The organism is Streptomyces sp. NPDC085866 (genome assembly GCF_044541035.1).
Taxonomy (GTDB): Bacteria; Actinomycetota; Actinomycetes; order Streptomycetales; family Streptomycetaceae; genus Streptomyces.
The window spans coordinates 260,095-273,205 of the sequence record NZ_JBITSQ010000009.1; the positions used below are offsets into that span (position 1 = coordinate 260,095).

At 71.2% G+C, this 13,111-nt stretch carries 11 protein-coding genes; 6 read left to right on the plus strand and 5 right to left on the minus strand.

Annotated elements, in window-relative coordinates; translation table 11 throughout:
• Positions 1-196 precede the first annotated feature (196 nt).
• The 5 genes from ACIF83_RS24215 to ACIF83_RS24235 all read left to right on the plus strand — a co-directional run bounded on the left by ACIF83_RS24215 (position 197) and on the right by ACIF83_RS24235 (position 5,531).
• Positions 197-2,320: a peptidoglycan recognition protein gene (locus ACIF83_RS24215; protein WP_399729837.1), complete on the plus strand. Its 2,124-nt coding sequence runs from the start codon at positions 197-199 to the stop codon at positions 2,318-2,320.
• 131 nt (positions 2,321-2,451) lie between these two features.
• Positions 2,452-2,811 carry an ArsR/SmtB family transcription factor gene (locus ACIF83_RS24220; protein ID WP_393484238.1) on the plus strand — a complete coding sequence of 120 codons (360 nt, stop codon included), beginning with the start codon at positions 2,452-2,454 and terminating at the stop codon, positions 2,809-2,811.
• 213 nt (positions 2,812-3,024) lie between these two features.
• Positions 3,025-4,704 (plus strand): LCP family protein, encoded by a 1,680-nt coding sequence (locus ACIF83_RS24225; protein WP_399729841.1) that lies wholly within the window; start codon positions 3,025-3,027, stop codon positions 4,702-4,704.
• 115 nt (positions 4,705-4,819) lie between these two features.
• A complete protein-coding gene (gene tatA, locus ACIF83_RS24230; protein ID WP_393484960.1) occupies positions 4,820-5,098 on the plus strand; it encodes a Sec-independent protein translocase subunit TatA in 279 nt (92 codons plus the stop codon).
• A 106-nt stretch (positions 5,099-5,204) separates the two neighbouring features.
• Complete coding sequence (locus tag ACIF83_RS24235) at positions 5,205-5,531, plus strand: SCO4225 family membrane protein (RefSeq protein ID WP_399729844.1); 327 nt, start codon at positions 5,205-5,207, stop codon at positions 5,529-5,531.
• Between the two features lie 29 nt (positions 5,532-5,560).
• Here the strand turns inward: ACIF83_RS24235 and ACIF83_RS24240 are convergent, their stop codons facing one another.
• The 4 genes from ACIF83_RS24240 to ACIF83_RS24255 all read right to left on the minus strand — a co-directional run bounded on the left by ACIF83_RS24240 (position 5,561) and on the right by ACIF83_RS24255 (position 11,139).
• On the minus strand, positions 5,561-6,340 hold the full coding sequence (locus tag ACIF83_RS24240) for a CAP domain-containing protein (RefSeq protein WP_393484958.1): 780 nt from the start codon (positions 6,338-6,340) through the stop codon (positions 5,561-5,563).
• A gap of 307 nt (positions 6,341-6,647) precedes the next feature.
• Entirely contained in the window at positions 6,648-8,891 is a 2,244-nt protein-coding gene (locus ACIF83_RS24245) for an ATP-binding protein (RefSeq protein WP_393484957.1), read from the minus strand.
• A gap of 267 nt (positions 8,892-9,158) precedes the next feature.
• On the minus strand, positions 9,159-9,962 hold the full coding sequence (locus ACIF83_RS24250) for an intradiol ring-cleavage dioxygenase (RefSeq protein WP_393484956.1): 804 nt from the start codon (positions 9,960-9,962) through the stop codon (positions 9,159-9,161).
• A 97-nt stretch (positions 9,963-10,059) separates the two neighbouring features.
• Positions 10,060-11,139, minus strand: coding sequence for an NAD(+)/NADH kinase (locus ACIF83_RS24255; protein ID WP_393484955.1), 1,080 nt, complete (start codon positions 11,137-11,139; stop codon positions 10,060-10,062).
• 256 nt (positions 11,140-11,395) lie between these two features.
• Between ACIF83_RS24255 and ACIF83_RS24260 the strand changes: the two genes are divergently transcribed.
• Positions 11,396-12,100, plus strand: a complete 705-nt coding sequence (locus tag ACIF83_RS24260; RefSeq protein WP_393484954.1) for a DUF4232 domain-containing protein — start codon at positions 11,396-11,398, stop codon at positions 12,098-12,100.
• Between the two features lie 22 nt (positions 12,101-12,122).
• On the opposite strand, the gene ACIF83_RS24265 is transcribed toward ACIF83_RS24260, so the two are convergent.
• Complete coding sequence (locus ACIF83_RS24265) at positions 12,123-13,010, minus strand: serine hydrolase (protein ID WP_399729849.1); 888 nt, start codon at positions 13,008-13,010, stop codon at positions 12,123-12,125.
• Positions 13,011-13,111: the final 101 nt, after the last annotated feature.

Sequence of the window (13,111 nt, forward strand, 5' to 3'; positions counted from 1 at the left end):
TCGTGCACCCGTGATGATCACGGACCGGAATGCGCTTTCGGGAGGGGTTGCCTGTGTGGCAGGCGGGCCTGACGTGACGTTACTTCTATGGCCGTTCCCGGCCGATTGTGGGGGTGGACTCTCCGTGAGCCGTCGTACAGCGCATGCGTACAGACCGTTGAACCTCAAACGGCGGGCATGGCTGACACTTGGTGCGGTGGTTCTGGGCGGTGGGGGAGTGGTCTCCTACGCGGTGGCCAGCCCCTCCCACGACTCGGGTGGCGCCGGCCGGGCCAAGCGGCCGGTGAAGGTCTACGACCTCGCGCTGAAGGGCACCGCGAACGGCAGGCGGGAGCTGCCCCGCACCGACACCGCGCAGTTCTCGATGCTCGGTGTGTCCTGGACCGGCGCCGCCAAGCGGCTCGACGGCACGGCCCAGGTGCGCACCCGTGACCGGGAGACCGGGGACTGGAGCGCATGGCGTGACCTCGAGGTGAACGTCGATCCGCTGGAGCGTCCCGACGCCGATGTCCGCGGCGCGTCCGAGCCGCTGTGGGTCGGCTCCTCCGACGGCGTGCAGGCGCAGGTCGTCCACAAGGACGGCTCCACCGCCCCGCTGCCGAAGGGCCTGCAGGTCAACCTGGTCGACCCGGGCGTGGTGACCGACGCCGAGACCAAGTCCGGTGCCGGTGACGCCCATCCGGCCGCCTTCGCGACCGAGACGTCATCGCCCTCGGACAGCCCGACCGAATCGTCCTCGACGAGCCCGTCCGAATCCCCCACGGCGAGCCCGTCGGCCACCACTCCGACGGCGCCGCCGTCCACCGTGCCCGAACCGCCGATCACCTCCCGCGCCGGCTGGGGCGCCGACGAGTCGATCAGCCCCGACGCGCCGGAGTACAACGCGGACGTCAAGGCCGTCTTCGTCCACCACACGGACGGCAGCAACGACTACTCCTGCACCGATTCGGCGTCGATCGTGCGGAGCATCTACGCGTACCACGTGCAGGTCAACGGCTGGAAGGACATCGGCTACAACTTCCTGGTCGACAAGTGCGGCACCGTCTTCGAGGGCCGCAAGGGCGGTGTCGACCTGCCGGTGCTCGGTGCCCACACCTACGGCTGGAACCGTGAGGCCGCGGGCATCGCGGTGCTCGGCGACTACACCACCACCGGCGCCACCGACGCCGCGCTGGCCTCGATCGCCCGCGTGGCCGCGTGGAAGCTCGGCCAGTACGGCCTCGACCCCGACGGGACCGCCCAGCTGACCGCCGGCGCCACCCAGACCAACTACTTCGGCACGAAGTTCACCGCGGGCAGCACGTACGCCTTCCAGCGGATCTCCGGGCACCGCGACGGCTACAACACCGAGTGCCCGGGCAGCTCCCTCTACGCCCAGCTGCCCACCATCCGCTCCTGGGCGGCCGGCCCGGTACAGGGCCTGAAGGTCACTTCGGTCGACAAGGCGGGCTTCTCCGGCTCGACCTACTACACCAAGGGCGCCGTCACGCTGCACTGGACGACCACCACGCCGGGCTCGCTCATCTCCAAGTTCGAGCTGCTGGTCGACGGCGCGCCCGCCGCCGGCGTGTCCGGTGACGCGACCTCGGCCGGCGCCACACTGGCCGCGGGCACGCACACCGTCGCCGTCCGGGCCGTCCACCAGTCCGGAAAGTCCACGACGAGCGCCGCGCTGAAGGTCGTGGCCGAGACGACCGCACCGACCTTCACCACCGCCCCGAAGCTCTCCCTGCGCACCGGCACGGTCAGCACCGGCGCGGTCCCGGTCACCCTCGGCTGGAAGGCCACCGACGACGCCGCACTGCGCCGGGTGGACCTGCTGTCCCCGACGACGGCCACCTTCGGCCCGACCACCACCAGCTCCAACCGCACGGCCGCGTCCGGCACCGCCGCCACCTGGTCGATGCGCGCCTACGACTACGCCGGCAACTACCGCACCTCCTCGCCCCCCTTCACCCCGGTGATCCTGCAGGAGACCTCCGCCACCAAGTCCGGCAGCTGGACGACCCGTTCGTCCACCAGCTACCTGGGCGGCAAGTCGTACTCCAGCGGCTCCAAGGGCGCCGCCCTCACCTGGACCTTCACCGGCCGCTCCGCCGCCTGGGTGGTCTCCCGCGCCTCCACCTCCGGGCAGGCGTACGTCTACGTGGACGGCACGAAGACCGCCACGATCGACCTGAAGTCCACCACCACCCAGTACCGCCAGGCCATCTGGACCAAGACCTGGTCCAGCAGCGCCAAGCACACCGTGAAGATCGTCGTGGTCGGCACCAGCGGCCGTCCGACCGTCACCACGGACGGCCTGGTCTACATCAAGTGACCGCACACGCGGTCCTCATCGAATAACCGCACACGCAGTCCTCGTCCGCCCAGGGAGAACCCTGGGCGGACCCCTACACTGGGTGCCCGCGTGTGCGTGAACGGTGAAGTGGGCGGGGGCAGGAGAGGACTGTGGCGGAGAACGGCGGCTTCGAGGACCCGTCGGCCGAGGTGCTGGCGGCGGCGGCCGCGACCTTCGCGCTGCTCGCCTCGTCGGCCCGGCTGCACCTGATGTGGGCGCTGGCGCAGGGCGAGTGCGATGTGACGCACCTCGCCGACCGGGTGGGCGGTGCGCTGCCCGCGGTCAGCCAGCACCTGGCCAAGCTGAAGCTCGCCGGGCTCGTCAGGTCCCGCCGTGAGGGTCGCCGGCAGGTCTACTACATCGACGACCCCGACATCGTGACCGTCGTGCGGGTGCTGGTCGGACAGCTCACCGCTCGCTCGCAGCACGCGTCCGCTTCCGTACGGCAGCTGCAAGGGGTCGACGTCTGAGCCCACCGGGACCCGCTCCCCGGTTCCATGAGATCCCTCACCTGTGAATTCCCACAGGATCCGTGCTGTTCGGGCCACGGGTTTGTTAGATTGCGCAATCACGCAATTCAGGTGGAGCCACCGCTTCCCGCCTGCCCGAATACCGCCGCGCTTGCCCGGCCGCACACCCGACGGCCCGGCCTGCCGAGCCCGACCGTTCATGGGAGTGGGTAGATGAGCGACCCCTGGGACGGCCCGGGCGGCCAGGCCACGCGCGACCGCAGCGCCCGGGTGCCCGGTCCGCGTACGGGCGAGCCCGACGGACCGCGCCCGGGAGGCCGGGCCGCCTCTCGTTCACGTGCCGGTGTGCGATCGCGGCGCCGAGCCCGTGCAGGGCGCGGCAAGCGGGTACTGAAGATCGCCGCGGTGTGCCTGTCGCTCCTGGTACTCGGCACCGCCGGCGTGGGTTGGTGGTTCTACCAGCATCTGAACGGCAACATCCAGAGTGTGTCGCTGGACGGCAAGGGCGGTACGGAGAAGGCCGATGCGTTCGGCCGTACGCCGATCAACATCCTGGTGATGGGGTCGGACGGGCGGACGAGCAAGGCGGACTGCAAGCTGGGTGGCGGTTGTTCGCGGACCGGGGTGCAGACGGGCAGCAACGCGGATGTGCAGATGGTGGTGCACATATCCGCGGACCGTTCGAACGCGACGGTGATGAGTATCCCGCGGGACACGATGACCCGGGTTCCGGCGTGCAAGGACCGTGCGACGGGTCGGTCGACGGCGGGTTACTACGGGCAGATCAACAGTGCGCTGCAGTACGGTCCGGCCTGCCAGGTGGCCACCGTCCACCAGCTCACCGGGATTCCCATCGACCATTTCGTGAAGCTGGACTTCTCGGGTGTGGTGAAGATGTCGGATGCGGTCGGCGGTGTCTCCGTGTGTGTCAGTGACGACGTCTACGACACGTACTCGCATCTGAAGCTGTCCAAGGGCGGTCACACGCTCAAGGGGGTGGCGGCTTTGGAGTTCGTGCGTTCCCGGCATGGTTTCGGTGACGGCAGCGATCTGGGGCGCACCGTCTCGCAGCACATCTTCCTCAGTGCGATGATCCGCAAGTTCAAGAGCGCGGGCACGCTCACCGATCCCGCCGCGGTCTACGACCTCGCCGACGCGGCCACCAAGGCGCTGACCGTGGACGACGGGCTGGGCACGGTGAAGAAGCTGATCGCGCTGGCGGCGGATCTGAACAAGGTCCCCACCAAGCGGATGACCTTCACGACGATGCAGACCGGCAGCGACCCGAACGACAGCAACCGTGTGGTGGTGGGTGCGGGCGCCAGGACGCTGTTCGCGACCATCGCGAACGACCAGTCCCTGACCACCGGCTCGGGCAGGAAGTCGGCGGCGGCCTCGGCGACCGCGAAGGCCCCGGCCGTGCCCAGGTCCCGGATCGCGGTGACGGTGGAGAACGGCACCGCGGTCACCGGCCGTGCCTCCGCCGTCGCGACGGCGCTGACCGGCCAGGGCTTCAGCCCGGACACCACCACCGCCAACGCGCCCAGCCCCGCGACCACCACCACCCTGGCCTACGGCACCGGCCACAAGGGGGAGGCGCAGACGGCCGCGAAGGCGCTGGGCCTGTCCGCCTCGCACCTGAAGAAGGGCACCGGCCCCGGCCTGACCCTGATCATCGGCAGCGACTGGCCCAGCGGCACCACCTACCCCGGCGGCGCCTCCGCACCCGCGGACACCAAGGCGGCCGTCTCCAACGCCCACGCCCAGACCGCCGACCAGGCCAAAACCTGCGCCAAGGTCAGCCCCTACAAGACGGTGGAGCTCAACGGCGTCCCCATGACACCGGCCCAGGCCTACGCGGCGGCACGCACCAAGCCCGACTCCGACAAATGACCTGAAGTCCCGGTGCGGATATAGCCGTTGTACAGTTGCGCAATGTAGCAATCATGGCAACAGGTGCGGCCGTCCGGCGCGCACCGGTGTCCGGCGTGGAGAAGGGGTGGGTGGGATGCTGCGCAACGGACTGGAACCCTGGCACCTGCTGATCGTGGCGATCGTCGTCATCGTGCTGTTCGGCTCGAAGAAGCTGCCCGAGGCCGCTCGCGGGCTCGGCAAGTCGATGCGCATCCTCAAGAGCGAGGCCAAGGCCATGAAGGACGACGGGGTCGCGCAGTCCGCGGCCCCCGCCGACGGCGCGCCCGACCAGCCGGCCGCCAAGGTCATCCAGACCGCCCCGGGCGAAGCGGCCGCGGCGCGCACGGTCGCCGAGGAGACCGCCGCTCGCTGAAGTCCTGGGTAGCCGCCCGTGCGAACGTGATTACGGCTACTCAGGCTTGCCTCGCCGTCCTCCGGGATCGTTGAAAGCAGGAAGCGATCTCAGGAGGTTCTTCGACATGGACGGTTCGCCGCGTTCCCTCGCCGCGAAGGTGCGCCACTACCTGCTCAACCCGGCGGCACTGGGCTATCTGGCGCTGGTGGTCGGCGTCCTGGCCTATGTCGAGGTGGACGCGCACTTCGTCGAGCACCAGGACGCGAGCTTCGCCGGCCTGTTGCTGTTCGTGGTCACGGCGCCGACGTCCTGGCTGTTCCTGATGCTGCCGGAGCCCCTGCCCGCGACCGGGATCGTCGTGGGTGCCCTGTTCCAGGCCGCGGTGCTCGGTGTCGCGTACCGAAAGCTCTCCGGCCGCCCCCGGCACCGCACCCGCCCGAGCGGTGCGTGAGGGGCGGCCGAAGGCCTGTCGTCCGCCGGCTAGCGGGCGGTCCCGAAGTCCTGGGTCCAGTAGCTGTTGGGCTGTGCCAGGCCGACGCCTATCTCCTTGAACGAGCAGTTGAGGATGTTGGCCCGGTGGCCGGGGCTGGACATCCAGCCCGCCATCACCTGCTCGGGAGTGGAGTAGCCGTAGGCGACGTTCTCGCCGTAGGTGCTCCAGTTGTAGCCGGCGCTCGTGATCCGGTCGCCGGGAGAGGACCCGTCCGACCCGGTGTGCGACATGTTCTGGTGGGCTGCCATGTCCTGGCTGTGCGCCTGTGCCACCTTCGTCAGAGTCGAGTTCAGGGTCAGGGCCGAGCAACCGACCTTGCTGCGCTCGGCGTTGACGAGCGCCACGATGCGAGCGACGACCCCGGAGGCCGTGGCGGTCGGCTTCGGGGTGCTCGGCGGCGGGGTGGGAGCCACGGAGGTGGTCGGCCTGGGGGTGCTGTGCGTCGCGGTGGGCTTGGGCTCGGGCTTCGGCCTGGCGGCCTTGTGGGGGGTCGCGGAGGCGGCCGGAGTCTTCGACGGCACCGCAGTGGGCGCGCTGCTCTCGCCGCCTCGCCAGTGGTGATTCCAGTGGCTCTTCCGGTGGTGATCGTGGTGTGCGTGGTACTGCCAGTTCTGGGCCGTGTAGTTCCCGACCCCGCCGGCCTGGGGCCCGCCGTCGTTCCCCCAGTCGCCACAGGCCATGGCGACGGACGGTACGCCCACCGCGCCGAGGGCGACAGCCCCAATGACCAGCCGCCGGTAGTGCTGCTTCTTACGATGCTTCGCCATGCGTGACCTCACCGGTAACTTCCTGCGGGCCGTCATTCTTAGAAAGGCCTCACAGAGAGCGCAAAGAGCCTTCGTACTACCTTGCTTCGTAGTGGTGGAAGGCCCTTGCCAAGCGCAGGGGAGCGTGCTGGTCCCGCGTTTGCAGTTTGCGTGGAGTGCTGTTGCCCCGTCAGAAACCCCATCGGTTTCGGAGAACGGGTGAGAACGTCGAGCCGATGGAATGCCGTCCTGCCTGACCCGGCAGGCACCCACGCCAAGCCGGACAAATCCCATATGTCGCCAGAGCGGTATCTACTATTCGGTACCCCTAGCTCTCCGGGGCGGCGTGACGGATGTCACGGAACCAAAGCTTCCGGTTCTCGTCGGCCGCCCAGAGGGCGATCTGTGTGCGCGAGCGAAGGCCCAACTTGTCGCGCACCTTGTCCAGGTGCGTGGCGACCGTATGCACCGAAAGTCTGAGTTGCTCCGCTATCTGCCGGTTGGTCAGCCCTTCCGTCACCAGCTCGACCACCATGAACTCCCGCGCGGTCAGCCTCGACCGCTCGTCCGCGCCGCTCCTCGTCCGCAGGGCGTACGCGACGAGCCGCTCCCCGCGCAGCCCCTGTGCGCCGGCGACGGCGGCCTCCCGCGCGGCAGGCGACAGCAGCCTCCTGGCTCGGTCCGCCGCCTGCTCCATCGTGCGTCGCCAGGGTGCCTCGGGCTCGGTGTCGAGCCGGCGCCGTGCCTGTGCGCTCGCCTCGTACAACCTCAGTGCGCGCTGCGGGTCCCCGCGCTCGACGGCCACGAGGGCCAGGCCCTCGACGGGATACAGCGAGTGGAAGCTCGTGCCGGGGGTGATCCGCAGGACGTCGGTGAACAGTCGCTCGGCGCTGTCCAGCTGCCCGAGGGCCAGGCGTACGGCCCCCGCGGTGTGCAGCGCGGCCGCGGTCCGGGGCCAGGGCGCGTGCTCCCTGAGCACCGGCAGGCACCGCGCCATGAGTGCGTCGGCTTCCGGCGCCAGACCCGCCTGGAGCAGCGCCCAGGCCAGGTGATGGGTGCACCACGCGATCTCCTCGGGTGTGCCGAGCGAGGCGAGGACGTCCCGGCACTCGCGCAGGTCCGCGACGGCCTCGGCGAACTCCTCGCGACACAGCCGCGCTGCCGCCCGGGCGTCCAGGGCGTTGGCCAGTCCGGCGGGGTCGTGGCGCGATCGCTCCCTGGCCACGGCCTGCTCGCCCCGGCGCAGCGCTTCGTCCAGGTCGGCCTGCTGGCAGGCCACCCGAGCGGCGAGCGCGGGCGCCTCTCCGCCCGGCGCCCGGCCGTCGACTTCGCGCAGCGGTCCGGTCAGCAGCGCGTGGGCGGCCGACGGCTGCTCCTGCTGGTAGTGCACGCGGGCCAGCTCCAGCGTGAGCCGCGCCTGTAAGGCCTCGTCGTGGCCGGTGGCCCAGGCCAGTACCGAGGCGAGATTGTCCCGCTCCACCGCCAGTGGGCTGCTCGCCTGGTCGGCGAACACATCCGCGCGGCCCTGGTCGGCCAGCCCGGTCAGCCAGGCGAGGGCTCGCTGCAGGGTGCCCGGCAGCTCGCCGGACGCGCGCAGCCGTTCCAGGGCGTAGGCGCGGATGGCACCGAGCTGCCTGAAGCGGCTGGGCGCTGCGTCTCCCGGAAGACGTACCACCAGGGACTTGGCCTCCAAGGCACACAGAATGCGGAAGACCTGCCCCGGTCCGATGCCGTCGCCCACGCACACCGACCGTGCCGCGGCCACGTCGAACCCGCCGACCAGGACCGCAAGACGCCTGAAGACGGTCTGCTCCGCCGGGTCCAGCAGCCGATGGCTCCAGTCGACGGCGGCGGCGAGCCCGCTGTGGCGCAGGGGCCCGGTTCTGTTTCCGTCGGCCAGGAGGTCCAGCTGGGACAGCTGGTCGTCCAGCCCGGTCAGGATGTCGCTCGGCGCGAGGGCACCGACGTGCCGCGCCGCGAGTTCGACGGCCAGGGTCAGCCCGTCCAACCGCCGGCAGATCTCGGCGACCGGACGGCCGTTGCCCCGGTCGAGCGAGAAACCGGGCGAGCGGCTCGACGCACGCTCGACGAACAGCCGCACGGCATCCGCCCGAAGCAGGGCCGCCACGTCGTCCCCGGCGTCGGCCGGGGGCAGGGACAGCTCGCCGACCCGGAACACCGTCTCTCCGGGCACCCGCAGTGCCTCCCGGCTGGTGGCCAGGATCCGCAGCCGAGGACAGCGGCCGAGCAAGGTCGCGACCAGCCGGGCGCACGGCTCGACCAGATGCTCACAGTTGTCCAGGACCAGCAGCCGGGGGGCGTCGCCGATCGCCCGGACCAGACCGTCGGCACCGGTCCGGCCCGCTCGTTCGCCCACGCCCAGCGCGGCCGCCACGGACTGCGTCAGCACAGAGCCGTCCCGCAGCGAGTCCAGCTCCACGAGGTCCACCCGGGCGAAGCGGTTCGGCAACCCCCGGGCGAACTCCAGCGCCAGCCGCGTCTTGCCCACCCCGCCCGCACCGGTCAGCGTCAGCAGACGGGTGCTTCTCAGGAGGGTGCGCAGGCGGGACATCTCCTGCTGCCGGCCGACGAAGGAGTCGAGCGCCGACAGCAGGAGGGGGCCGTGGTCGTGGGTGGCACTGGTCGGCGGTTCGGACGGCGAGGCCCGCCGTGCTGCCAGTCGTCGCCGGAGCGCCCGTTGTCTGCAGGCGTTGGAACAGTACCGGGCCGGCCGACCGCCGTGCGGTCTCGTGATCAGTGCTGCGCCGCATGCCTCGCACGTTCGACTCCGGGTCATCCCGGATTCCTGGCCGCCCGCTCCGGGGAGGAAACCATCCCGTCAGGGCGTGGCGGCGGGGTCTATCCCGAGTACGACGGTTCCGGTCACTCCCTTGCCGAGGTCGCTGCCCGCCTGGGTGAGGGTCAGCAGGGTCGAGGACCCGCCGTTGCGGTAGATGCCGTCCCTGGCGTTGAGCGTGCGGGTCGCCGTGTTGTTCCGGTAGGGGGACAGGGCGGCGACCCTGGTGTTGTAGGTCTCCGGGAAGTAGAGCTGGCCCGTGTGGGACACATGGCCGCCGTGGTACGTCCCGTTGGACACCGTGCCGCCCGCATGCGTCTTGACGTGGATGTGCAGAGCCCGGCCGACGTACCAGCCCGGGTAGACGGTGGTGAACTCGGCGACGCCGGTGGCGTCGGTGAGCTGCACACCGCGCAGGAAGGTCGTGTCCGGGGTGGAACCGCCGGCCACGTAACCGGAGTAGATCCCGAGCGCGTCGCAGTGCCAGATGTCGACCGCCGTGTTGGGCAGCGGGGTGCAGGTGGTGCTGTCCGTCACCGTGACGCGCAGGGTGAGCGGGACGCCGGCCTTGCCCTCGGTGATGTCCTTGCGGACCGTCTCCAGGTTCAGGTAGTAGGGCCCCTCGGTCTGCTCGGGCGTGAGGACGCACGCGGCGGCGAGCCGGGCCGGCGTGCGGGGATCCGCGGCGGCCGCCGGCTGCGTGGCGGCGAGGCCCAGTGCGGCCACGCCGAGGGTGGCGCCGCCCAGGGTGGCGATGACCGATCTGCGGGTGGCGCCGGCCGGGGTGTCGGCCGGCTCGGGGGCGCGCTGCGGTTCCGCGGTGTTGTGGTGGGGGGTGTCAGTCATGCTGTGAAAGATGGCGCGTGCGCCGACGCCTGGGATCGTACGGACGACCGATGAAATCGGGGGCGTTACGAAACCCCCGAGGCCCGTGCGGCAGACCTCAGGGAAGCCGCTGCCACTCTGCCTCGTCGGGAGCCGTCGGCAGGGCCAGGTGCGCGAGGTCGCCCGGCGGGGGCGTCGTCACCGGCCAGAGCGGAGCGGCGACCCCGTCGGCGAGGGCGGCCGGTGCGTCGGTGAGGTTCATGCGCTCACGCAGCCGGCCGTAGAAGTCCATGGGGCCGAGCCGTACCGCCTTGAGCCGGCGGGGAGCGGCGTACACGCCGATCCAGTCCCCGGGGTTGAGCACCCCGCGCACCTGGCCGTCGATGCTGACGGCGGCCTGGCCCGACCGTTCCAGGATCCGCAGCGCGATGGGCTCGTCCGGAGCGGCCACGACCGACCGGTTGAATGTCATGTGCGGGGCCACCGGAGTGAAGATGAGGGCCTCCGCGCGGGGCGAGACGACCGGACCACCGGCGGCGAAGCTGTACGCGGTCGAACCCGTGGGCGTGGCCACCAGCAGCGCGTCGGCGGAGTACGACGCGAGGAGCCGCCCGGCGAGATAGACGCCGACCGACACCTGCCGGTCCCTGGCCAGCTTCTCCACGACGACGTCGTTCAGCGCGGTGACATTCAGGGCGACGCCCCAGTCGTCACCGGTCTCGCACTCCATGCGCACCGGGGGCGGGGGCAGCATCGGCCCACGGGCGTAGTGCACCAGCGCCTCCACCTGATCGGGCACTTCCAGCCGGCAGGACGCCCGCATGGTGAGGAGCATCCGGCTCTCGACGGTGATCCGGTCCTCCTGAACGGCGTCCAGTGCCGCGCGCACGGCCGTGGCGGGGACCTCCGTCAGGAAGCCCACCCGGCCGAGATCCACGCCGAGGACCAGGGCGTCGTTCTCGGCCGCCAGCCGGGCGCCGCGCAGGAAGGTTCCGTCCCCGCCCAGGGTGACGATGAGATCCGGATCGCCCGCGGCGTCGAGCTCCTCCCGAGCGCTGTGCCGCGCGCCCTCCTGCCACACGTCGATGTCGGCACACTCCACGGCGTGCTCGGCGCTCCACTCACGCACGGCGCTGGCGGCGGCCACGGCCTCCGCCCGTCCGCCGTGCACGACCAGGCCGATGCGGTGCACGGTCATACCCGCCTCCCAACCGGTTCGTACAGGGGGCCCTCAACACCACGATCCCCGGCCTGCACCTGACACGCCACGCCGCTGCCGGGGGCAGGGCCCTCCGGGCCCTACCCTGTGCTCACGTGCCGATCCGGCTGGATTTCTGTCACTGCCATGTCACAGATGATCCACAGCGGAACCCCTGGTCAGGTTGGTCTGTCTCTGTCCGTGACCACCGGCACCAAGCCGGACGACCTGTTTACTTCCGAAATCGGGGGACCCCATGCAGCACCGAAACACCATCCGCGTCACCGCGTCGGCGATGGTCACGATCGCAGCCGCCGTGTCGCTGACCGCGTGCCAGTCGGGCGGCGGCGAACCGTCGGCCGAGAAGTCGTCCCAGGCCCCGTCCACCGCGGCCGCATCCCCCAAGGCCTCCTCTCCCAGCAGCCCGGCCACCGCTGCCTCGCAGGCTTCCGGCGGCGGCACCTCCACCCCTTCGGGCGCGACCGCCACGCCGGCGTCCGACCCGTCGGGCGGCACCGCGCCGACGTGTCCGGTCACCGCCCTGGAGGCGAAGGCGTACCAGGCTGCCAACCGCCCGAACGGCACCGGCACCGGAGCGGCGATCGTCGAGTTCAGCAACGTCTCCGGAAAGGCATGCGTCCTGCAGGGCCACCCGACGGTGGCGGGGGCGGGCAACGGCTCGCCCGACCACAATGCGCCGCTGAAGGTCACCCCTGCCGGTTCCGCGTCGAGCGTGAAGGTCGCGCCGGGCGGCAAGGCATGGGTGAAGCTGACCTTCGTCCAGGTGCAGGGCGAGGGCGACGGCTACTGCGCGTCCGGCGCGAAGCCCACCGTGTACCCGACGCTGGTGGTCGGCCTGCCCGGGTCGGGAGCCCACCAGGTCGCCCTGTCGGACGGTGAGATCGCCGAGTGCGACAACACGGTCACCGCGACCGCCGTGTCGGCGGTCAAGCCTTCCTGACCTCGTCGGGAGCCGGGCGGCGTCAGTGGGCCGTCGTCGAGGAGACGGCGGCACGGGCCGCCCGTTCCACGAGTGCGACGCCGTCCTTCATCGAGGTGTTGCCGTCCGACAGGACCGCGACGAGGTAGTGGTGTCCGCCGGTCGTGATCCGGCCGACGCTGTTGACGTCCCACAGCCCGGTCGTGTTGCGCTGCAGCCAGCCGTTCTTCAGGGCCCACTCGGAGCCGGCGGCAGCCGAGACGCCCCAGGACTGCTCGGGGGCGATGCGGCCCATCAGCGTACGGATGTAGCCGCGGGACGTGTCACTGAGTGCGGGCGCGGAGCCCGCCTTCGGGGCGGTCCCGGTGTCGAAGACCGCGCGGAGCAGCCGTATCTGGTCGCTCGCGGTGGTCCGGGTCAGTCCCCACCGGACGTCGGGGCCGCCCTGGGTTGAGGTCAGCCCCAGCCGCTTGTTCGCCGCCTGAAGCCCCGGGGCGAGGCCGATGCGCCGCCACAGGGCGTTCGCCGCCGTGTTGTCGCTGTGCTCGATCATCGCCTCCGCCTGGGCGCGCTCCTTCGCGGTCAGGGCGTGCCCGGAGTCCTGCCCCTGGAGCAGCACCGTGGCGAGGATGTCGACCTTGATGATGCTCGCCGTGTCGTAGGCGGTGTCGTCGCCGTACACCGTGGGCGTCCGGCCCGTGCCGTCCAGGTCGAGCACCGCGGCCGCCACGCGCGCCTTGCCCTTGGCCTGCACCGATGCGGAGAAGTCGGCCGGGGCGGAGCCCGACCCCGTCGAGGTGGTGGCCGCGACTGCCGGTGCCGGGGCGAGCGCACCGGCCGCGAGCAGAGCCGACGCCGCGGCCGCGCGCACGCCGCAGATCGCCGCGCGGGGGCCTCGGGGGTGCGACGAGGAGCGGATTCGGTACGCCATGGGGAGGGGCCTCGGCAGTTCAGGGGACAGGGAACACAGAACTGCGAACGTAAACAAAACGCCCGCTCCGCGAAGTGACCGCTGCCACGACAGGCCCCTTC

Coding starts and splice junctions, on each gene's coding strand:
- ACIF83_RS24235 (WP_399729844.1), top strand. CDS start 5,205: ATGGACGGTTCGCCGCGTTCCCTCGCCGCGAAGGTGCGCCACTACCTG.
- ACIF83_RS24260 (WP_393484954.1), top strand. CDS start 11,396: ATGCAGCACCGAAACACCATCCGCGTCACCGCGTCGGCGATGGTCACG.
- ACIF83_RS24265 (WP_399729849.1), bottom strand. CDS start 13,010: ATGGCGTACCGAATCCGCTCCTCGTCGCACCCCCGAGGCCCCCGCGCG.
- tatA (WP_393484960.1), top strand. CDS start 4,820: ATGCTGCGCAACGGACTGGAACCCTGGCACCTGCTGATCGTGGCGATC.
- ACIF83_RS24255 (WP_393484955.1), bottom strand. CDS start 11,139: ATGACCGTGCACCGCATCGGCCTGGTCGTGCACGGCGGACGGGCGGAG.
- ACIF83_RS24225 (WP_399729841.1), top strand. CDS start 3,025: ATGAGCGACCCCTGGGACGGCCCGGGCGGCCAGGCCACGCGCGACCGC.
- ACIF83_RS24245 (WP_393484957.1), bottom strand. CDS start 8,891: ATGTCCCGCCTGCGCACCCTCCTGAGAAGCACCCGTCTGCTGACGCTG.
- ACIF83_RS24250 (WP_393484956.1), bottom strand. CDS start 9,962: ATGACTGACACCCCCCACCACAACACCGCGGAACCGCAGCGCGCCCCC.
- ACIF83_RS24240 (WP_393484958.1), bottom strand. CDS start 6,340: ATGGCGAAGCATCGTAAGAAGCAGCACTACCGGCGGCTGGTCATTGGG.